Below are 20,245 nucleotides of genomic sequence, written 5' to 3' on the forward strand. Positions count from 1 at the left end.
CGATGACCCAGACCCATGCCGTAGTCGCTTTGATTGAGGATTATTTCGAGTTGGCTTATGAGCCGAAGAGCCGGGAATTCAATAAGGTCTTCCACCCGAGCTGTATTGTTCAGTGGCTTCATGATGGCCACCTGGACACCATATCGTCGCTTGACTATGCGGCACTCATCAACGGGCGGCCGAGTCCTCAATCGACTGGCGCACCCAGAGATGAGGCGATTCTCTCCATGGAGAACATCTCGGACAGCCTTTCAACGGCAACAGTGAGAGTGCGGATTGGAAAGAAGCTGTTCAACGATCACTTCGTCATGCATAAGGTGGACGGAAGATGGCTGATAACAGTCAAAGCATCTTCCCTGGTGCATACGTTCGACTGAAGACATCGCCATCGGCGAAGGGTTCAGGATTGGACCGTTATCGACGGCCGTGAGCGCGTTGGCTGGGTGATATATTCAGACACATCCGAACGCCAAACTTTAACCATGCACCGGGACGAAAAAAAACTATATAGGCAAAACACGCTTAGACGCTATGTCAGGGTCTACATTTGGTCCTGTCTCGCCCTTGTGCTGTGCTGCGCGTTTATCGGAGCGACCTTGCTTGGCAATAGGCCCCTCTGGAAGTCGACCGACGACAGGGTCGACAATCCCACCGGCTTTGAGGTGCTGGCGCTCTCCGTGCTTGGAATTTACAGTACGGTGCGCGCCATCGCGTTCTTGCGCCAAGGGATGTGGGTATCTGCGCACGCGTTTTATTTGCCTACGGTGGCGCAGGTGCGCACTCCGGTCGCGACGTTCAGCGACCCGGTGAATGCGATGCGGTTTGAGGATCTGTCTACCCGGCGCTACGGCGAGTTTCATTTGGATTTCGTGGCCTATGAATTTGAGGTGGGTGGCATATCTCAAACGAAAACGGGCCTAAGGCTATATTTCAAAGACTCGACCTGTGTCGTCAGCTCCGTTACTGGATCGAACGACGATGAGCGGGCTTTTCTCCATGCCTTCGTTGCGCAAGTCGTTGCTTTGCGGCCGGACTTGACGATGTCGCCGCAGTTGGCGGTGTATCGGGATACGGTGGCTTGAGTCTTGAAATCAAGTGTCTTTTCGATGTACTGGAATGCCTACGCCGCTTCGTCAAATGCAGTACTTCGCGTTAGCGTCTCCCACAGGTCAAAATCCTTAAGCATGGCGGCAAGCGCGCCTTTCGCCGGGTTCGACTACGGTCACACCGATGCCGAACGGCGCCATCTCCTTCGCGAGTGCCCCGGATAACCCTTCGAGCGCGTACTTACTCGCATGGTAGTAGCCGACGTTCGGAAACGTGGTGAGTCCGCCGATCGAGCTCACGTTGACGATATGCCCTTTGCCACGCTGCCGCATCCCCGGAAGCACGGCTTGCATCAAGGCGATGACGCCGTGCACGTTAGTGTCGAACTGCGCGCGGATCTCGGCATCCTCGCGCTCTTCGATCGCCACGAAAACGATGCCTCGTGCGCCGAATGATTCCGTTTGCCTAAACACGTTGCGGAAGGGCAGTAGCAAAAAAGTCCGTGGCGCGGCGCACGCGTGCCGGTACAAACCGACGTTTTGGCCAGATGAGGCTGACGTCTCTGGCCTCGCTTATAAATTCGTCGAGGACCGTTATCACGTCCGGATGTCGGAGTTCATCGGCAAGAGAGACCTTGGCGAACAGGCCAATTCCAACGCCGGCCAGAACACCAGCCCGGATCGTTTCGACACTGTTGGACGAAAGATTTCCGCGAACGGGCACGCTGAATCGCCCTTCTGGTCCTACAAACGGCCAATTCGCCGACTCAATCAGGCCGTCATACAGAAGGCAATTGTGATCGACGAGTTCGGCGGGGGTTTTGGGTATTCCGTGTTTCTCGAAGTAACTGCGGGAGCCGACGCATACGAGCGGGGTACTAGCCACGCGCCTGACAACCGCATCCGGATCGTCGACGGGACCCACCCGGATCGCCAGATCGATCCGATCTTCCACCATATTTCGTACGAAGTCCGAAAGAACAAGGTCGATCTGAAGGCCGGGATTGAGTGACAGGAGCTCGGGTATGAGTGGGAGGATGTGAAGGCGGCCAAAAGTAGCGGATGCGGCGATCCGGATCAGACCAGATGCATTAAGCGTGCTGCTTGTCAGTTCGCTGTCGGCTTCATCCATCTCCTCGACAAGCGGTTTTGTCCGGTCGTAGTATTTCTGGCCCTGGTCCGTCAGGGTCACGCTGCGCGTGCTTCGGTTGAATAGCCTCACGCCGAGGCGATTTTCCAGCGCGCCCACGGCCTTACTGATGGCGGACTGTGAATCGCCGCTTCTGCGCGCCGCGGCAGAAAAGCCGCCTGCTTCAACAACAGCCATAAAAGCGTTCAACTCCTGAAAGCGATCCATTGCAGTCCCCTCATTTGATCCATTCTCTCGAAGAATAGATCTTATGGGAAATCAGCGGATTATCATTCCTGGCGACGGCAATTACCATGAACCTGTCATTCACGAACAGGCAGAAGGTCCCAATGTCCACTCTCGCAGGCAAGATTGCTGTCATTAGCGGCGGCACTACCGGCATCGGTTTAGCGATCGCCCAGCGGTTTGTCGCCGAAGGCGCTCACGTCTTTATCTTCGGCCGTCGGCAGGCACAGCTCGACGAGGCCGCCAAACTGATCGGACGCGACGTCACCGCCATTCAGGCTGACGCCGCGAACCTTGACGACCTCGACCGGGTTGCTGCGGCAGTCAGGGACAAAAAGGGTGTCGTCGACATCATCGTGTCGAATGCGGGCTTTACGGAGCAGGCTTCAATCGACACCCTCACGCCTGAGCATTTCGACAAGGCATTCAACCTCATGGCCCGCGGCCCCGTATTCCTGGTGCAGAAGCTACTGCCGTTGATGACGGGGGGTGGATCGATCATTCTGGTCTCGTCGGGCATGCACGTCATGGGCATTCCTGGCCACACCGCCTATGCGGCGACCAAGGCGGCGTTGCGTTCTTATTCACGCACCTGGGCCGCGGAGTTCAAGGATCGCGGCATTCGCGTCAACCTGCTCAGCCCTGGCGCAACCGACACCCCGATTCTCGACGGTCAGTCGATGACACGTGAGGATCTGGTGGACATGTACCAGAGCATGATCCCGCTCGGCCGACTCGCTCAGGCTGAGGAGATCGCCAGCGCGGCGCTCTTCCTGGCTTCGGACCAGAGTTCGTACATGACCGGCGCGGATCTGATGGTCGACGGTGGTGTCGCCCAGGTCTGAGACCCGAGGGTTGCCAGCAAGGCCTTTCGATAGACAAAGGAGATTTCAATGAGCTACGCAATCATCGGGCTTGGCAAGGTGCCTTAAGCGGGGAAGCATGTGGAGAAGCCGGCCCAAGACCGGCGTGTGGGCCTAGAAGGCGCTCTTTATAACGCCTCCGTCGGCTCGCAACGCAGCGCCCGTCGTGGCCGACGAAAGCGGGCTGGCGATATAGGCCACGAGCGACGCGATTTCCTGCGGCGACTCAAATCGCTTGATGAGCGATGTGGGTCGGACCTTCTCGAAGAACTCCTTTTCAAACGCTTCAAACGATTTGCCGTCAGCCTTTGCAAGGGTCTCCACGAATTCACCCACTCCTCGCGATTTCGTTGGCCCCGGCAGCACACTGTTGACTGTGATGCCGGTGCCGGCAACAGCTTCGGCGAGCCCGCGCGAGACCGCCAGCTGCGCGGTTTTCGTCATCCCGTAGTGGATCATTTCAGCCGGAATCTGCACCGCGCTTTCGCTCGAAATGAAAATGATGCGCCCCCAGTTGGCCTGCCTCATAGCAGGCAAAAACAGGCGAGCAAGGCGTACCCCGCTCAAGACATTGACGTCGAAGAACCGCTGCCAGTCCGCGTCGGAGATATCTTCAAACGGCTTGGGCTCGAAGATGCCGAGGTTGTTGACCAGAATTTCCACGTTCGGATAGCGTCGCGCGAGTTCTTCCGCTGAAGCGGCCGTACTCAGATCGCCCGCAAATCCCTGCACGTCGCCGCCTGTCTCCGCTTTCATCCGTGTGACCACGTCATCCACGGATGACTGGGAGCGGCCGTTCACGATCACACGAGCGCCCTCCTGCGCCAACGTGCTGGCGATAGCGAGACCGATGCCGGCTGTGCTGCCGCTCACCAGCGCGAGTTTGCCTGTCAGATTCAGGTCCATGAGTGATTTCCTTTCAATGGATGAAGCAAAAATGGCGACACCGGATCCTGTACGTCGGATGCCGACAGGAGGTTCACGTACGTGTAATCGATGCGCCCCCATCGACAAGCGATGCGGTGCCGGTCACGAAGGACGAATCGTCCGACGCGAGATACAGCACCGAACGGGCCAATTCCTCTGGTTTTGCGACGCGCTTGAGCGCATGCAGCCCAATCACGAACGTCTGCGATTCGTTGCTGTCGTTCATGCCGCGATACATCTCCGTGTCCACCGCACCCGGCAACACCGCGTTGACGCGCACGCCTTGCGCGCCGTACTCGGCAGCGAGCGCCTGCGTTAGACCAATCAGCCCGGCCTTGCTCGCCGCGTAGGCCGCAGTGCCGGGAAACGCGAACGAGTAGCCGACGAACGTCGACGTGAAGATGATAGATCCACCACCGTGCTTCAGCATTTCGGGAATCTGATGCTTCGCTCCCAGGAAGGCACTCGTCAGATTGGTCGCAAGCGCGGCGTTCCAGCCAGCTTCGGAAATACCGGTGGTCGGGCCCATCTCGCCCAGCGTACCGGCGTTGTTGTAGGCAACGTCGAGGCGGCCGTACTTCTCTGCGGCCAGCGTGACGAGCGCCTTAGCATAGTCTTCGGATTGCACATCGCCAGCCAGGGCGATTGCCTCACCACCCGCGGCTTCAATTTCTGCCACGAGTGTGGCCAATTCGCTCGAGCGGCGTGCGCCGACTACGACCTTCGCGCCTTCAGCGGCGAACACCCTGGCGGTGGCACGACCGATGCCCGAGCTGGCGCCGGTGACGAGCGCGACTTTGTTGGTCAAACGTCCCATGATGATTCTCCATTTAAAAATAAGGGCTGGACCTTGGCCGCTGCTGGCAAAGCCTGAGCCAAGGCTATTGAGAAGACTGCGCGCTTCCTGAACATGATGAGCGCACGACCCTGCGGGGGATGACCACCTGACCATCGCTGGCTACCCGTGGGAATGCCAGAAGTATGGGCTTGCGCAATTTGCCGGAGTAGCCTTCAATTCCCACACCAGCATTTCGGAAAATCCGAACAATCATGAAGCTCGAGGGTATTGCGACCTTTGTGTCGGTGGTGGAGAGCGGCTCACTCAGTGAGGCGGCACGTCGGCTGCGCGTATCGCGGTCTGTGGTCAGCGAACGGTTGATGGAGCTGGAGAGGACGCTGGGTGCCAGCCTGTTGCAGCGGACGACTCGCAAGCTGACGGTGACCGAAGACGGTAAGGCTTTCCTCGCAAGAGCGATCCGCATCATGCGGGAGGTGGAGGAGGCAACTGCCGATCTGGCCGAACGCAGAGAGTCCCTGAGAGGCCCGCTGCGAATTTCCGCGCCCGTGACCTTTGGTCGTATGCATCTGGGGCCGGCGCTCTACCCATTCCTGGATCGCCATCCTGAGATACGGCTCACCTTGGACCTTGACGACCGCCGGGTGGATGCGAGCGCGGATGGTTTCGATGCAGTAATCCGGCACGGGCCAATACCCGATTCCTACCTGGTGGCCTGGCGACTTGCGACTAGCAGGCGTGTGCTGGTGGCTGCTCCCTCCTACGTCGCCCAATTTGGACTGCCGACTTCTCCTGCCGAACTGGAAGGACACCGCGGCATTTTTTACATGAACCGGGGAGGGGCGGATTGGCGCTTCGTCCAACAAGGACGGACTACCGTAGTGCACGGTCGATTCGGCCTGGTGCTGAACAACGGCGACATGATGCGTGATGCCGCCATTGCCGGCTTGGGTATCGCATTGCTGCCGACGTTCATCGTGGGCGATGCGCTCAGGTCCGGTGTCCTTATACCCATCGATATCGGCATCGAGGCGGAAACGGAGTTCATCTACATCGCGCACCCAGATGGCCAGCATCCTTCGATGAAGCTTCGTGCGCTGGCGGACTGGCTGCGCGAAGCGTTTGGAAGCCCACCATACTGGGATGCGACTTAACGCTCCTGGATTACACGAGGTAAGGCAAAAGCGGCCGAACCTCGTCCAACGACGACCGACTCAGTCCGTTTTTACCGTATCCAGAAACGCTCGCAGTTCGCGCTGCATGGTCGTTGCATCCAGAGCGATGCTCCCGCCATGTCCGGCGAACACGTCACTGAAGGTTTCGTGAACGAGCCGTTCGAGGGAACGAAGTTGGGTGGGCCAGTCGTACCAGCAGGCGTCTCGAAAGGCATGCAGAGCATGCCTGCGGAAATCCCAACACAGTGAGTCTCCAGAGAAAAGGGCGTGGCCGATGAGGAACATGACGCTTCCCCGTGTATGTCCCGCCATCGGAATGACCCGAACGCCCGGCAACAGCTCATGCGCCAGATCACCCGTGATTACGTCGGTGACGAACGGAGCGCCATCGGCGTCGTTTTCATGTATCCAGACGCGGGCGCCAAAGCGCTTCGCATAGATGCCTGCGTCCGCGACATCGTCGCGGTGGGTCAGCAAGATATGATCCAATCCTCCGGCTTCCGCGATCCAGCGCTCGATGTGGCTGGACCAGCGCGGCCCGTCGATCATCAGACGCAGGCCGCCTGCAAGCGTGATGTAGCTGTGAGCGCCGTACGAAGAGCGGGCGTTATATCCGAGCCTCCAAACGCCGGGAGCCAAGGCTTGCGGGAAGAGGCCTGTCGGCATCTTCAATCCTTTCGGCGGCCGAACAGCAGCCGCTGGACAGATGAGGACGCCGCGCCACGCATCTTCCGTTTCCTGTTCACTGGCAGGCTGGTGAGCAAACGCCGAAGCGCCGTTTCGTTCGATGAACAGATTGGGCGCGGCCGTTCGAACCGCGCCGCAGTTGAAGCAGGCTGCGCTTACGTGCCAACGATCGTCGACGTCACCTTTGTCCTCCGCCATAGCGCGCTCCCGGCTGATATTGGGTAGACGGTTCAAAGATAGCATCTTTGCGCGATTGAGAATTGAGGTGCGTTTAGTTTGCCCTCGCAACGACACGCGTTCTGGCTCGACATCTTATGCAGCGCTCCTTAGCGAAGCGCCGCTCCTACCGCCTCGTCAATTTGCATCGCAAAGCGTGCGTCAACATCGGGCACCGTGTAGCCAAGTGTCAGTTCCAGATGCGCGTCGCCTAGCACCAACTGAACGAATGTCGCTGAGCGCAATGCAGCAGTCGATTCGTCAAATCGCCTTCGCAGAATTTTTGCGGCGAAGGCACGCACGACCTTTGCCCCATTTTCGTAAAACACCTCGCCGAGTTCTGGAAAACGCGCGGCCTCAGCAACGATGGCCCGGTAAAGCCCCAAACTATCCGGCGTGATGAGGCTTCGTGCCAGCACCCATCCCAATTCGCGCAACTCGACTTCGGGTGCGCCATCGGATTGCTCGCTCTGAGCGCTGGCAAGCAGCGCGCCCACCTGAGCGCACATCACGCTCACCAGACCGACAAAGAGCGCCTCCTTCGACTTGAAGTGGCGGTAGACCGTCTGTTTGCCGACGCCGGCGGCTGCGGCCACATCGTCCATCGTTGCAAAACCGAAGCCGTCGCGTAAGAAAACGGTTCTTGCGCCGTCGAGGATGGCTGACCGCTTGCGGCATTGCAGCGGGCTCAGGCCCGCAAGAGAAAAAGTGTCCATACGAAATAAATACCAGATCGTCGAGTAGTTGACAAGACTGGGTAGTCTCGTTTAGATTTGCCAAAACGAGACTGATGAGTCTCGTTTGTGTGACTATTCAACTTCGCATCCAATCTCTTGGAGAACGCTTTGAAACTGTTCATTACAGGTGGGACTGGCTTCATCGGGCAAGCGGTCGCGCGTAAGGCAATCAGCCTCGGCCATCAGGTGACGGCGCTGGTGCGCGACGACAGCTCGGCTGCAGCCAGCGCGCTGGCACGTCTCGGTGCGACATTGCATTCCGGCGACCTGCGCGAGCCACAGTCTTTCGCTGCGGCTGCCGGTGCCGCTGATGGCGTGGTGCACACCGCATCGACCAACGATGCTTCCGCGGGTGCCGCGGATGAGGCCGCGGCGGTAGCGATGCTTTCGCAGTTGCGCCCGGGCGCGGCGTTTGTCTATACGTCGGGCACCTGGGTCTACGGCAACACGGCGGGGGAGCCCGCAACTGAAGCATCGGCGCTGAAGCCGACACCACTCATCGCCTGGCGGCCCGCAGTGGAGCAACAGGTGCTGGCGCTAGCAGCACGCCGCTCGATTGGGGCAGTGATCCTCAGGCCGGCAATGGTGCACGGCTACGGCGGCGGCGTGTTCGGCATGCTTGCCGGCATGGTCCGTCTGACGGGCAGTGTGAGGATCGTCGGCGATGGTCGCAACCACTGGCCTGCCGTTCACGTCGATGATCTCGCCACGGCCTACATGAGCGCGGTGGAGCGGGCAGCAAGCGGGGACGATCGGGTCGCGGGACAGATCTTCAACGTGGTCGCGGAAGATGCCGTTGCCGTCGCCGAAATGGGTGAAGCGATTCGGGCCTCGGTCGGCGCCGATCGCGTCGAAGTCTGGCCGCTCGACGATGCTCGCAAATCGCTTGGACCGTTCGCTGACGCATTGGCGCTCGATCAGACAATAAGCGGCCAGCATGCCCGGAGAGTTCTTGCGTGGCAGCCCCATGGCCCCGGCCTGATTGCAGACCTGTCTGCAAAAGAGCACTTTCAGCCAATCAACGGAGCATGACCATGGCGTGGAATAGTGCATCTTTCGAGTCGATTCTCGCGATGGTCGTAGCGCTTCTGTTCGCGATTGCTGGCGTGGTCAATCTCGCCGGACTCGGCGCCGTGAAGCGCGACTTCGCACGCTGGGGTTATCCGGCATGGTTTCGTTTGCTCTGCGGCGCGCTTGAACTGTTGTCCGCGGCACTTCTTTTTGGACAACAAACCAGAGTTTTTGGTCTGACGCTGGCCGGCGCAATCATGGTCGGCGCGCTCTTCACGTTGCTGCGAAACCGGGAGCCGTTCGGGCATCTCGCCCCGGCGCTGGTCTTCTCGGCTCTCGTTGTGGCTACTGTGGCGCTCCGCGGGTGAGGTAAGGACGAGTGACCGTTTGGAGGTGAGGCTCTTCTGTCCGGCATTGGGCTCGACTGCAATTTACGGCTATACACCCGAGCTTTATCCGACTGAAATCCGCGATTCAGCTAATCTGCATCTTGGTTGCCGCGGGCCATCTGGAACAAGTGGAGAAACGATGACGGTGAGAATTGCATACATTGAGGAGCCACCTTTCGGCTGGACCGGCCAGGACCATGCTCCGACAGGCGCGGACATCGAACTGGCCGACGTGGTGCTTCGGGCTATCGGTGTATCCAGTATCGAACATTGTCTGACCACGTTCGACGAGCTTCTGCCCGGCGTGCAGGAAGGCCGCTGGGATATGAACGTGCCATTGTTCGTGACGGCTGAACGCGCGGTATGCGTCGCCTTCAGTGTGCCGGTCTGGTCGATAGGCGATGGATTCCTGCTTCATCGCGGTAATCCGAAAGCGCTTACGAGCTACGAGGCCGTGGCGGCGCGGAGCGATGCACGGCTAGGCATAATTGCTGGACAGGTCCAGTTCGACTCAGCGAAGTCGGCGGGCGTGCTCGATAGTCAGATCGTCCTGTTCAAGGACCAGCCGACGGCAATAAGTGCTCTTCGCGCTGGACAGATCGATGCTTATGCCAGCACCGCGGTTGGCAATCGTGTGCTTGCAGGAAGCGCGGATAACGCGGCGTTGGAAGCAGTTGCGCACGACAGGAGCAGCGATGGATGTGTTCCTGTCGGCGCGTTCTCGTTTAGCAAATCCAATCACGGTCTTGTTCAGGCGGTGAACCAGCGATTAGGAGAGTATCTCGGTTCGAGCGACCATCGTGCCCGTATGGAAAAGTATGGCCTTACGCATACGGAGATTGATGGTGTGGTCATGAATTAATGCGCGAAATCCGCTTCTATGTTGACCACGAAAGGTCGTAGCTTGACGGTTGATCGTCATGTATGGTGCGATCAGGTTTGCGTCGACGCGATGCGAGCCGGGTGCGAGCAAATGACCTGCCCATCTTCTTTCGAACGAAACGAATGTCCCTTCAGGGTGAACTGGGCCGTTCAAAGTCACTTTAAGGCGGCACTTCTGCTCGCTGCCATCGTGTGCGCGGGTGCTGCGTGGGGACTAATTCACTACAGCGGTCAGTGGTTCTATCTGCTGCTGGTCGTGCTGGCGTTTGCCGGGACGTTTGCTGGGATATTTGCTGATAACCAGCGACTCCGCACCCCAAATCAGCCGTCCCGGCCCGCTTGAATATGTCGGTTTAGTGAATCTTTGATTTGAACCATCCGGTACTTTTCGAGGTCAGCAAAAGTAACCCGGCGACGGTTTCCGCGGCAATGCTTATTAAACCCACGATGTTGTTCTGTTCGGAGGATAGTCCGTCCGCAAAGAGATGATGGAGGTTCGTTATGATGAGGAGTGCCGTCAAAAAAAGCGCGACGTTTCTCGCCCAAATTTTTCCGGCCGAAAGGCGCATGATGGTGAATGCATAGCAGATTAAAAGTGCGGAGAGCAGCCCAAACAACGTGACCGCGGCCACTACTTCCTGGGGAGTTCTGAAAGGCGGAACACCCACTCCAAAAACGATACGGACGAAAAAAACCGAAAACGCAGCCCAATAAATTGCGACTGCGGCTCGAACCAGGTTGGGCGTATTGTTGCCGGGGAAAAAGATAAGCTTGGATTCCGCTCTCAAAAGAACCTCCGTAAATTTCCAGATTAGAGCCACCCAGTTGACCGATCATAGTACCGCTTTAAAGCTTTTTCTAGCGAGAAATAGGGAATCGCACGGCGCAGTATCCGGCCAGGAAGAGGCGCTCAACATCTATTGCATCATCGTCGATATCTACCCGTTAGCGCGATGCTGCCAGCAGCTAACTAGGAGATATTGCCGCTGTATTCCAAGCATTCCAGACATTACGAGTTCCGGAAGCAATTCAGCAAGGTTTGTTCAGAACGCTGGGATATTGCGTCGGGATGGTCGAAACTTCCAGGAGGAGTTTGTGGATGACAGAACATGCAGTCGTGATTGCCGGAGGGGGCCCAACGGGCCTGATGCTAGCCGGCGAGTTGGCGTTGGCGGGCGTCGACGTAGCCATTGTCGAACGCCGTCCGAACCAGGAACTTGCCGGTTCGCGTGCCGGTGGTCTGCTTTCACGCACGCTCGAGATTTTCGATCAGCGCGGCATCGTCGACCGGTTCCTCGCGGAGGACAAATAGCCCAGGTCACGGGATTCGCGGTCACGCGTTTAGACATCAGCGATTTTCCGACCCGGCACAATTATGGGCTGGCGCTAAGGCAAAAGCATATTGAGCGCATTCTCGCTGGTTGGGTCAGCGAGTTGGCGGTGCCGATTTATCGCGGCCGCGAATTAATGGGTTTCACGCAGGACGATACCGGCGTCACCATCGAACTGTCCGATGGTGCATCGCTGCGGGCACGCTATCTCGTCGGGTGCGACGGAGGCCGCAGTCTGGTCCGCAAGACTGCCGGTATTGAGTTTCCAGGTTGGGATGCGACGACCAGCAGTATTCTGGCCGAGGCCGAGATGACGCAGGAGCCGCCATTGGGCGTCCATCGCACAGCACTTGGTATGCATGCCTTCGGTAGGGAAGAGTACGAAATTCGCGACGGCAAAGTAGTCTTTGCCACGGAAGGTCCCATAGGCGTCATGGTGACGGAAAAGAGTGTCGGCGTGAGGGGCGAGCCGACGCTGGACGATCTCCGCGAAGCGCTCATTGCCATATGTGGAACAGATTACGGCATCCATAGCCCAACCTGGATTTCCAGGTTCACCGATATGTCGCGGCAGGCGACGGCTTACCGAAAGGGCCGGGTTCTGCTGGCTGGCGATGCCGCACATGTGCATTCTCCGGTAGGCGGAAAAGGCCTCAATATTGGTGTGCAGGACGCCGTGAATCTGGGTTGGAAGTTGGCCCAGGTGGTGAAAGAAACATCGCCGGAAAGTTTGCTCGACACCTATCACGCTGAGCGGCATCCGGTTGCGGCCCGCGTGTTGCGCACGACAATGGCACAAGTTGCATTGCAGCGTACTGATGAGCGCACTGAAGCCTTGCGTGAAGTTGTATTGGAGCTGCTTGGCATCGAGGAAGCTCGCAAACGGATCGCCGCCGAGATGTCCGGCCTGGGGATCCATTACGACCTCGGCGAGGGACATCCATTGCTCGGCCGCCGCATGCCCGACCTCGATCTGGTCACGCCTGATGGTCCTATGCGTATCTTTACGCTCCTCCACAATGCGCGGCCCGTGCTCTTGAATCTCGACGCGCCTGGCAGCTTCGACATCACGCCATGGTCAGACCGCACTAAGCTGGTTTATGCAAAATACGACGGGGCATGGCAACTGCCTGCGCTAGGCTCAGTCTCCGCTCCCACCGCAGTATTAATCCGGCCTGATGGATATGTGGCGTGGGTGGGCGACGGAACGCAGGATGGTCTGCACGAGGCGATGAACACCTGGTTCGGACCGTGAGACGAATAAATGTGTGCCGCGCAACGAATGACTGCTTTGAAGAGGGGCGCGTGACTGCAGCGAGCGAACTGAGCCGTTCGGTATCCGGCGGTGCCCGGCCAAGAACCGCCGGTCGACGGATAAGCGCAAATCGGCAACAATCTGGTTACCCACACCGCAGAGACGCATCGCCTCGCCGATGCTGGAATGCGCTGTAGGGTAGAACTCAATCGCGTGCAGCCGATCGCCTGCTCACGGGTTTGGAGCTATGTATGCCCATTGCACGAAATAGCACCTGGCCACGAACGGTCGTCGACATCGACGGCCAGATGATCGGCGGTAGACATCGCGTAGCACTGGTCTCGCTCCCCGCGCCAGCCGTGGCAAAAAGGGAGCGCCATCGTTGCCGGAATGTCGATGCGGGAGAACATCCAAGATTCTTGACGTATCTCAGGTTCGAACCTAAAGTTGGTGTGTGCTGTAGGGCGCATCGACCTTTGGGGTCGGACGGGCCATGCCCGCCTACATAACATTAACTGTTATGCGCCCATGCCCAATCTCGAAAACCTGAAGAAGCAAGCGAAGCAATATCTCCGCTGGCATCGTGAGGGATATTATCCAGTCGCCGCGCAAATCCGGTCCCTGTTGCCAAGCTACCGGGATTTGACGGATCAACAGGTGATGGCAAGTAATTTCCAATTAAGCGACGCTCAGGACCTGATCGCGCGGAAATTGACGTTCGAGAGTTGGGAGGCGCTTCGAAGAGAGGTGCAATCCATGACTGGCACTGATTCAAAACCGTCCGCCCGGTCCGTCCTGCTGGACGCCGAGCCTCAGCTTTTCATCACCGACTTTAAAACCTCGTCTGATTTCTATACGAAGAAACTCGGATTTACCGTTGCGTTTGCCTACGGCGATCCGCCGTTCTATGGCCTGGTAGTTCGCGATGGCGCGCGGCTTGCCCTTCGCTGGGTCCATACATCGGTTATCCCTTCGGAACTGCGGGACAGCGAGGATCTCCTTTCTGCGTCGGTCACGCTTGACGATGCCAAGCCTCTCTATCTCGAATATGAAGCGGCTGGCGTCACGTTCCATCAGGCTCTTCGTACAGAGCCGTGGGGTGCACGAACGTTTATTGTTCGCGACCCGGACGGAAACCTGATCCTCTTTGCAGGAAAGGCTTGACGCAATAATGGGTTCAACCGACCGGTGCAGGCGATTTCGGCGGCAAGTCAAAAAGAGCCGTTGGACACGGTTCTTTGTTTGCTGGTTCGCGGAACCTTATGTCCGGCGGTGAGGTATCCAGCTTCTGGAAATGGCCGCTTTCACGAAATATTAAGGTCTCTTTCGGGTCGCGAGCTGCCGATCGTCGGCTTGCGAATTTCAGCCTGTGCATGCCGTTCGCGACCAGCCGCTTTCGGGGAGCCCACCGAATCGGGCACAGTCGACCCGTTGAACCTCACTTACGTGCAGGTCTCGGTCCAGTTCTCTGCGCCCAAGGAAGCGGACCTGCTTGCGTTCTTCGAAGCAATCGATTCGCACCGCGAGAGGAAGCGGTGGATTCACTGTGCGTCAACCATGCGTGGTTTCGGCTGTCATCGGGCTATATCGTGTCGTCCGTCAGGGCTGGGACGTCGTGTGCGCCTTTGATCTGATGCGTGGGCTCTGGAAGCCAAACGAAGTCTGGACTTCCTTCGGCTCGGAGCCGTCGTAAAAGGCCGACTGTTGAACGCGGGCTGTCGGCCAGAACCGGTCGAACGCGGCTGCCCGCTTACTGGCGGTGCAAGCCCGAACCGCCGAAAATTCCCGCGCTGCGCCGTGTGCATATGAACCTCGCGACCGATAACCGGCCCCGACCAGGCATCGTGAGCAGCCGTGCCAAAATTCGCTGACGGATCGGAACGCCCGACATGGTATTGGATGCGGTGTGTTCTGCTGATCCACACACACGGCCGACTCGAAGAGGCCAACCATGCCGATGTTGTGTTATTCGCCAGCGGTAAAGAGGGTGTGCCGGCTGCCATCTCGGACGCGACCTTCATGGGGGCGTTCCAGCTGGATCCAAGCCGTCAGTTGATCGGTTCTATTTGTGCGGGCGCGTTCATTCTTGCGCGGCTGGGCTTGCTTCCGGAACGCCGAGCGACAACACATCCTGATGCGCGAGCGGCCCTGCAGGCAGAAGGCGTGGAATTGGACGAGAGGCCGTTCACGAGCAGTGGCAATGTCGCGACGGCTGGCGGATGTCTTGCCGCACTCTATCTGGTCGGCTGGGTTGTCGAGCGCCTGTTCGGTACACAGAAAATGCTGGAGGCATTACGGCCGGTATTGCCTGCGGGGCAGTATGGTATCTACGAAGGGTTGGTTGTATCCAGCATCGAGCTAGGGGGCACGCAATATCATGGCCGTTGATTCTTTGGGGCGTTGGACAAGGACTGAGGTGAGGCACCCATGACCAAAGCGCGCGCCGTGCCCATGCCTGGCGACAGCGTGCTTGCGCCGCTCTACGCGGGCGCAGACCTTTCAGACGCCTTTGCAATTCGACTGCCGGCAGAGGCCAGCGATGATCTGGAGGCGCTGGCACGCATCGTGTTCGAGCGGCAGGCGTGGTGGATTCGTGCACTCTTGCGTGTCCGCGATGTAGTGATGGCGACAGTCAGCGTCAAATCGTCTCACGCTGTCGGTCTTGCTGGAGCAGCGCGTGGGCCAGTTATCGGCTTCTTTCCGCTGCTGTCGAAGAGTGCGACGGAGTTGGTCGTGGGCGCGGATGACCGGCATCTCGACTTCCGCGTCACCATCCAGCTTCGCGCCGATACGGCAAATGGGCGCGAGCTGCTCGCGGGGACGGTGGTGCATTGCCATAACAGACTGGGACGTATCTATCTTGCGACGATTGCGCCGTTTCATCGCGTGATCATGCGGGCGAATCTGGAACGGGCGGTCAGAGAAATGCGGACTTGAGCATGCGTAGTGGCACGACGGGTGGACTCATGACTGGGCACTACTGAACTCCACGGTTGCTGGCGGCTGATCTCTTTCAATACCCAGCTTCGGGATTCAAACGAATGCACTCAACCTTGCATCTGTCGTTGCAGACCGACGATGGTACAAACCCAAACGAGTCGGATCACTGGCGAGTCACCAGTCGGGCGCCGCGCCAGCGAAGATGATCAAACGTAACGCGCTTCGTTGAGGTCGGCGATAAGCGTCGGACCCGTGGGATGCCAGTTCAACCGCGCCTGGGTGCGGGCGCTGGAAGCCGGCATATCGAGACCGACGAACATCGCCATCCATCCGTAATGTGCCGCTGCGTCCTCCGGGGCGATCGAAACGACAGGCAAGTTCAGGCCTCGACCAAGCGCCTCAGCGATGTCCCGACTGCTGACGCCTTCTTCGCCAACCGCGTGGTAACGTGCGCCTCGTTCACGCGCTTCCACGGCGAGCCTGTAGAGGCGCACGACGTCGGAAAGGTGACCCGCCGGCCAGCGGTTGCGGCCCTCTCCCACATAGGCCACGGCGCCTTTTTCGCGAGCGAACTCGATCAGCGGTGAAATCAGGCCCTGCTTGAACGGGTTGTGCACCTGCGGCAGTCGCACCACGGACACGTTGATACCCGCCTCCAGCAGCGCATTCCCAGCCAGTTCGGATGCGATGCGCGGATTCGGATGGCTGGTATCGAAGACGTCTTCGGTGGCCGGCTCGCCATGTTGACCGCTGCCCATTCCCGTCCCCGAGGTAATGACCAAGGGCCGGTCGGAGCCTGCGAGTGCGGCACCGAGTGCGGCGATGGCGCGCTTGTCCTTCTCGCAATTCTCGACGAATCTCGAGAAATCGTGGTCAAAGGCCGTGTGGATGACCCCGTCTGCTTTAGCGGCGCCGCTGCACAAGCTCTCGGGATCTTCAAGAGTTCCGCGATGCACCTCGACCCCGACGGCATCCAGTGCTCGGGCTCCGTCGTCAGAGCGGGTCATACCGATTACATGATGGCCTGCCTGAATGAGCTCAGGAACGAGAGCCGAACCGATGAATCCTGTCGCGCCCGTAAGAAAAATACGCATTCTGAATGCCTCCCTGGTAGTCAGAGGCTAACTATCCGGCCATTTTCCATGCGTTTAAAGTAGTGAGATCATCATATTAAGATAACTAACAGGCTGCTTAGGCCGATCGACACGCCCACCTAGACTTCCCGAAGTATCGAATTGTCTCGAATAGACCAAGAACCCGGTAGTCACGATGTTGCCGTGCGTTCTTCCGGCGCCAGAAGCGACGAGCCGGGAGCTACTTCGATAGCAAGGAAAGTCGGTTCGGCCAATGATGTTCTCTCGAACTGCGTCCCCGACAGGTCATTTCATGGTCCTGAAGGCTCTGCGGCCTCGGCCACCTCCGCCATTACCTGCCTCACAACCCGGGCAGCGCCGGGCACCAATCGGTCAAGACACGCTCAAGGTGGCCGTCGTGCAATGCGTCCCGGACAAGATGGCCCGGCACGAAAGCGATGCCGATGCCGTCAATGGCGGCGTCGGCCATGAGTGCCTGATCGGTCCTGGGGCACTTCAGGGGGCCACGTGAGGAGAAGTAGGTAGGCGAAGCAACAACCGCAAACTGCGCCACGTCAGCTACGCGTTGCTATTACGTGCCAGCCATTTGCGTTCACTGCTGTCCACCTGATGCCTACAGATCAACGGTCTGATTCTTCGCCATGTGTGCGATCCAGGTAGTCCCCAAGAGCATCAAGACGCTGGCTGAAGAAGGCCGCGAATTCATCTACCCAACTCATGACGTCTTTCAATGGTGCCGGGCGAACGCGATAAAGCCGATGGCGACCGTCTCGGCGTACGGAAACGAGTTCCGCCTCTTCCAGCACGCGCAGATGCTGCGAAACCGCTGCAAACGTAATCTTGAAAGGCTCCGCAAGCTGGGCAACTGATTGCTCGCCATCCTTGAGCGTGATCAGAATCGCGCGGCGCGCCGGATGTGCAATCGCGTGAAAGACGTCATTTTCCTGAATCGGTCGCATGACCATGCCACTCCGGGTATTGCTTAATTCGCTCGTTGAAGAGGTGCATCCAGTCTGGCAGGATGCGCCCGTCCAGTTGCGCCCCCAGGCGGTCAAGAAATACATGCAACCCAGGTAAGAACCCGCCTGCTACTTCCTTGCCTATCTTTTGGTATGTCACCACAAGATGCGTGGCGTCGCCTTCCTGCGTCAGTTCATATCGGAAGATCGCATGCTGACCGTGCGGCATCTCCGGGACGGGGGAGACATTCCATTCGTATTCGAGCACCTTGGGCGGGTCCCACACCAGAATCTCTCCTGTGGAGTGATAAGCCGGTGGCCCTGAGATCATCTCGATACGCCCACCCACGCGTCCCTCGATGACTGCGTGCGTGCACATCAGCCAGCCGCGCAGGCCATCCGGCGTAGCAATTGCATCCCACACACGCGCCGGTGAATGTCGATAAACGCGTCGGAATGTCAACGTTGCGAACTCGCCGTCCTCGACGAGCGTACCTTTATCTTGCTGCATAAGTTACGACTACATTGCCGTTACGAAATACACGTTCGCCGACGAGCCGCAACTCGCATCGCTTTGGAAACACCGATCGCCCCGCACCGAGCGCAATTGGAAGGATAACGAACTGAAATTGATCTACCAGGTCTGCCGCGACGAGTTGCGCCGCCACACTCCCGCTGCCTAGCACCGTGATGTCAGGGCCATCGCCTGCTTTGAGGGAACGTATGGCCTCGACGAGATCGCCCGTAAGCAGCGTCGTGTTGTTCCACGTGGGCGTGATCGTCTTGGATGCCACGTATTTCCGGGCCGCATTCATGCCCTTCGCCACAAGCGGCATCTGCTGTGCCGCAATGGGTGTCGGCCAGAAGGCCTCCATCATCTGATAAGTCTTGCGGCCAAACAGCAGTTCGCCGCCCGAACCCGCGTTGCCACTGACCCAATCAGCAAACTCGGCATCCTGGCTACCCGCGTGTGCCCAGGACATGTCATCGCCGACACCAGTGAAAAATCCGTCAATGGAAATTGACTCGAATACCCGGAGCGTTCTCATGTCATCTCCTTGCGATGGTGAGCTTAGTATATTTAAGTTTTATCTTTAATGTCAATCACCATTGCGCGGTTGATCGTCAAGTAGGGCAGGAGTGGTTGGATGGACCGCTTGTCCGGTCTACGCAGTACACGGGTATCAATAGGCCCAGCCACGCCCAGCCACGCCCGGTCACGTTGTCCGTTGCGCCATCAGACGTTTGTACTTGCGAGTTCGGCATGCATCAGTTGTTTGCTGCAGAATCAACGCGCGCAGCGGTGACACCTTCGGATCGGTTTTCATGCCCAGGCTTAGCTTGCGCAACTGGAACTTGACGGTAGCCATGTTCGCGAGCGACGCCAGCGTCTTGTTCTTCCAGGTGATCGGCGAAAGTTGCGGCGCAGTGTCTTTTCCGCCTTGCCAGGCCCGGGGCAAATTGGGTTCGATCGCGAGAGCGGTGCCCACGCCGACCATGTCTACACCGCTCTTGACCACCTGTTCGGCGACCTGCCGACGGCGGATTCCTCCGGTGACCATGACCGGCATCTCCGCCACCTTCCGGATGTCGCGTGCGAACTCCACGAAATAGGCTTCGCGCGCCAACGTGCGACCGTCACGAGCTTCGCCCTGCATGGCGGGTGCTTCGTAGCTGCCGCCGGACAGTTCAACCAGATCCACTTTCAAACCGTTGAGCAGTTTGACGACTTGCCGGGCGTCGTCGGCAGTGAAGCCGCCGCGCTGGAAGTCGGCTGAGTTCAGCTTGACGGCAACGGAGAACTGCGGAGAAACCACGGCACGAACCGCTTTGACAACCTCCAATAGTAGACGCGCGCGGTTCGCAGGCGATCCTCCCCATTCATCCGTTCTCCGGTTCGTGAGCGGCGAAAGAAACTGGCTCAACAGATAGCCATGGGCCGCGTGAATTTCTACGCCCGTGAATCCCGCCTGCTCTGCGAGTTGCGCGGTACGGGCAAATCGCACGATCACGTCGTCGATGATTTCCTGCGTCATGGCGAGCGGCGTATTGAAGCGTTTGGACAACTTGCCCAGGTCGAGCGGTATCGCAGAAGGCGCCCATGTCGGCTGGCCAAGATTGGCTTGCATCTGACGCCCCGGATGATTGATCTGCAGCCAGACCTGTGCACCTTTGGATCGGCCGATCTGCGCCCAGCGCGCGAATTTCGCCAGCTGCGTGTCGTTCTCCAGGACCACGCCGCTGGGTCCCGTCATGGCGCGGCTGTCGACCATCACATTGCCCGTTATCAGCAGGCCGGCGCCGCCGTTTGCCCACGCCTCGTAGAGCCGCATCAATTTCTCTGATGGACCCTGGCTGGCATCCGCCATGTTTTCTTCCATGGCGGCTTTGGCGATACGGTTGGGGATGATCGAACCGTTAGGGAGAGTCAGCTTGTCGAACACGTTCATAGGAGCACCTCAATTGATCGTGTTGCAACTCTAAGTTTGAAGTTAAGTTCAAGGTCAAGCGTTTTTTTTGACGATGGGATCAAAACAGAACGAGCCACCCGTGGGTAGCTCG

Annotated in this window: 24 protein-coding genes and 1 pseudogene; 12 read left to right on the forward strand and 13 right to left on the reverse strand. The window is 58.6% G+C overall.

Annotated features, from left to right (window positions below):
* Positions 1-2: 2 nt before the first annotated feature.
* Positions 3-377, forward strand: coding sequence for a nuclear transport factor 2 family protein (locus tag GH665_RS22235; RefSeq protein WP_153138929.1), 375 nt, complete (start codon positions 3-5; stop codon positions 375-377).
* A gap of 219 nt (positions 378-596) precedes the next feature.
* Positions 597-1,082 (forward strand): hypothetical protein, encoded by a 486-nt coding sequence (locus GH665_RS22240; RefSeq protein ID WP_153138931.1) that lies wholly within the window; start codon positions 597-599, stop codon positions 1,080-1,082.
* A gap of 114 nt (positions 1,083-1,196) precedes the next feature.
* On the opposite strand, the pseudogene GH665_RS22245 reads toward GH665_RS22240, so the two are convergent.
* A pseudogene (locus tag GH665_RS22245) lies at positions 1,197-1,472 on the reverse strand (SDR family NAD(P)-dependent oxidoreductase); the annotation flags it as partial.
* A gap of 40 nt (positions 1,473-1,512) precedes the next feature.
* Complete coding sequence (locus GH665_RS22250; RefSeq protein WP_153138935.1) at positions 1,513-2,403, reverse strand: LysR family transcriptional regulator; 891 nt, start codon at positions 2,401-2,403, stop codon at positions 1,513-1,515.
* Between the two features lie 122 nt (positions 2,404-2,525).
* Here GH665_RS22250 and GH665_RS22255 point away from each other — a divergent pair, with 122 nt between their 5' ends.
* Positions 2,526-3,266: an SDR family NAD(P)-dependent oxidoreductase gene (locus tag GH665_RS22255; RefSeq protein WP_153138937.1), complete on the forward strand. Its 741-nt coding sequence runs from the start codon at positions 2,526-2,528 to the stop codon at positions 3,264-3,266.
* Between the two features lie 132 nt (positions 3,267-3,398).
* Here the strand turns inward: GH665_RS22255 and GH665_RS22260 are convergent, their stop codons facing one another.
* Entirely contained in the window at positions 3,399-4,190 is a 792-nt protein-coding gene (locus GH665_RS22260) for an SDR family NAD(P)-dependent oxidoreductase (RefSeq protein WP_153142232.1), read from the reverse strand.
* Positions 4,191-4,263: 73 nt separating this feature from the next.
* Positions 4,264-5,028 carry an SDR family oxidoreductase gene (locus GH665_RS22265; RefSeq protein WP_153138938.1) on the reverse strand — a complete coding sequence of 255 codons (765 nt, stop codon included), beginning with the start codon at positions 5,026-5,028 and terminating at the stop codon, positions 4,264-4,266.
* Positions 5,029-5,261: 233 nt separating this feature from the next.
* Between GH665_RS22265 and GH665_RS22270 the strand changes: the two genes are divergently transcribed.
* Positions 5,262-6,161 carry a LysR family transcriptional regulator gene (locus GH665_RS22270; protein WP_246216320.1) on the forward strand — a complete coding sequence of 300 codons (900 nt, stop codon included), beginning with the start codon at positions 5,262-5,264 and terminating at the stop codon, positions 6,159-6,161.
* A gap of 60 nt (positions 6,162-6,221) precedes the next feature.
* Here the strand turns inward: GH665_RS22270 and GH665_RS22275 are convergent, their stop codons facing one another.
* Positions 6,222-7,067 carry an MBL fold metallo-hydrolase gene (locus GH665_RS22275; protein WP_167530992.1) on the reverse strand — a complete coding sequence of 282 codons (846 nt, stop codon included), beginning with the start codon at positions 7,065-7,067 and terminating at the stop codon, positions 6,222-6,224.
* A 128-nt stretch (positions 7,068-7,195) separates the two neighbouring features.
* A complete protein-coding gene (locus GH665_RS22280) occupies positions 7,196-7,801 on the reverse strand; it encodes a TetR/AcrR family transcriptional regulator (protein ID WP_153138944.1) in 606 nt (201 codons plus the stop codon).
* A 129-nt stretch (positions 7,802-7,930) separates the two neighbouring features.
* Here GH665_RS22280 and GH665_RS22285 point away from each other — a divergent pair, with 129 nt between their 5' ends.
* The 3 genes from GH665_RS22285 to GH665_RS22295 all read left to right on the forward strand — a co-directional run bounded on the left by GH665_RS22285 (position 7,931) and on the right by GH665_RS22295 (position 10,084).
* Positions 7,931-8,854, forward strand: a complete 924-nt coding sequence (locus GH665_RS22285; protein WP_153138945.1) for an NAD-dependent epimerase/dehydratase family protein — start codon at positions 7,931-7,933, stop codon at positions 8,852-8,854.
* A gap of 2 nt (positions 8,855-8,856) precedes the next feature.
* A complete protein-coding gene (locus tag GH665_RS22290) occupies positions 8,857-9,201 on the forward strand; it encodes a DoxX family protein (RefSeq protein WP_153138948.1) in 345 nt (114 codons plus the stop codon).
* Positions 9,202-9,361: 160 nt separating this feature from the next.
* The gene (locus GH665_RS22295; RefSeq protein WP_153142233.1) at positions 9,362-10,084 is read left to right on the forward strand and encodes a transporter substrate-binding domain-containing protein; all 723 of its coding nucleotides are present in this window, start codon (positions 9,362-9,364) and stop codon (positions 10,082-10,084) included.
* A 373-nt stretch (positions 10,085-10,457) separates the two neighbouring features.
* Here GH665_RS22295 and GH665_RS22300 read toward each other — a convergent pair whose 3' ends face one another.
* Positions 10,458-10,892 (reverse strand): hypothetical protein, encoded by a 435-nt coding sequence (locus tag GH665_RS22300; protein ID WP_153138950.1) that lies wholly within the window; start codon positions 10,890-10,892, stop codon positions 10,458-10,460.
* Between the two features lie 311 nt (positions 10,893-11,203).
* On the opposite strand from GH665_RS22300, the gene GH665_RS39465 reads away from it, so the two are divergent.
* The 5 genes from GH665_RS39465 to GH665_RS22320 all read left to right on the forward strand — a co-directional run bounded on the left by GH665_RS39465 (position 11,204) and on the right by GH665_RS22320 (position 15,627).
* Positions 11,204-11,416: an FAD-dependent oxidoreductase gene (locus GH665_RS39465; RefSeq protein ID WP_281357404.1), complete on the forward strand. Its 213-nt coding sequence runs from the start codon at positions 11,204-11,206 to the stop codon at positions 11,414-11,416.
* 35 nt (positions 11,417-11,451) lie between these two features.
* Positions 11,452-12,690, forward strand: coding sequence for an FAD-dependent monooxygenase (locus GH665_RS22305; protein ID WP_281357405.1), 1,239 nt, complete (start codon positions 11,452-11,454; stop codon positions 12,688-12,690).
* A 528-nt stretch (positions 12,691-13,218) separates the two neighbouring features.
* Entirely contained in the window at positions 13,219-13,854 is a 636-nt protein-coding gene (locus tag GH665_RS22310; protein WP_153138952.1) for a bleomycin resistance protein, read from the forward strand.
* A 735-nt stretch (positions 13,855-14,589) separates the two neighbouring features.
* Positions 14,590-15,078, forward strand: a complete 489-nt coding sequence (locus GH665_RS22315; protein ID WP_153142234.1) for a DJ-1/PfpI family protein — start codon at positions 14,590-14,592, stop codon at positions 15,076-15,078.
* A gap of 39 nt (positions 15,079-15,117) precedes the next feature.
* The gene (locus GH665_RS22320) at positions 15,118-15,627 is read left to right on the forward strand and encodes a DUF2867 domain-containing protein (protein WP_153138954.1); all 510 of its coding nucleotides are present in this window, start codon (positions 15,118-15,120) and stop codon (positions 15,625-15,627) included.
* Between the two features lie 209 nt (positions 15,628-15,836).
* On the opposite strand, the gene GH665_RS22325 is transcribed toward GH665_RS22320, so the two are convergent.
* The 6 genes from GH665_RS22325 to GH665_RS22350 form a co-directional block, all read right to left on the reverse strand.
* Positions 15,837-16,724 carry an SDR family oxidoreductase gene (locus GH665_RS22325; protein WP_153138956.1) on the reverse strand — a complete coding sequence of 296 codons (888 nt, stop codon included), beginning with the start codon at positions 16,722-16,724 and terminating at the stop codon, positions 15,837-15,839.
* Between the two features lie 340 nt (positions 16,725-17,064).
* A complete protein-coding gene (locus tag GH665_RS39470; protein WP_281357283.1) occupies positions 17,065-17,193 on the reverse strand; it encodes a type 2 periplasmic-binding domain-containing protein in 129 nt (42 codons plus the stop codon).
* Positions 17,194-17,344: 151 nt separating this feature from the next.
* Entirely contained in the window at positions 17,345-17,683 is a 339-nt protein-coding gene (locus tag GH665_RS22335; RefSeq protein ID WP_153138959.1) for an ArsR/SmtB family transcription factor, read from the reverse strand.
* On the reverse strand, positions 17,661-18,194 hold the full coding sequence (locus tag GH665_RS22340; protein WP_153138961.1) for an SRPBCC family protein: 534 nt from the start codon (positions 18,192-18,194) through the stop codon (positions 17,661-17,663). The genes GH665_RS22335 and GH665_RS22340 overlap by 23 nt, the downstream gene beginning before the upstream one ends.
* Entirely contained in the window at positions 18,181-18,732 is a 552-nt protein-coding gene (locus GH665_RS22345; protein ID WP_153138962.1) for a dihydrofolate reductase family protein, read from the reverse strand. The genes GH665_RS22340 and GH665_RS22345 overlap by 14 nt, the downstream gene beginning before the upstream one ends.
* 168 nt (positions 18,733-18,900) lie before the next feature.
* A complete protein-coding gene (locus GH665_RS22350; protein ID WP_153138964.1) occupies positions 18,901-20,133 on the reverse strand; it encodes an NADH:flavin oxidoreductase/NADH oxidase family protein in 1,233 nt (410 codons plus the stop codon).
* Positions 20,134-20,245 lie beyond the last annotated feature (112 nt).

This window comes from Paraburkholderia agricolaris (assembly GCF_009455635.1).
GTDB classification, from domain to species: Bacteria; Pseudomonadota; Gammaproteobacteria; order Burkholderiales; family Burkholderiaceae; genus Paraburkholderia; species Paraburkholderia agricolaris.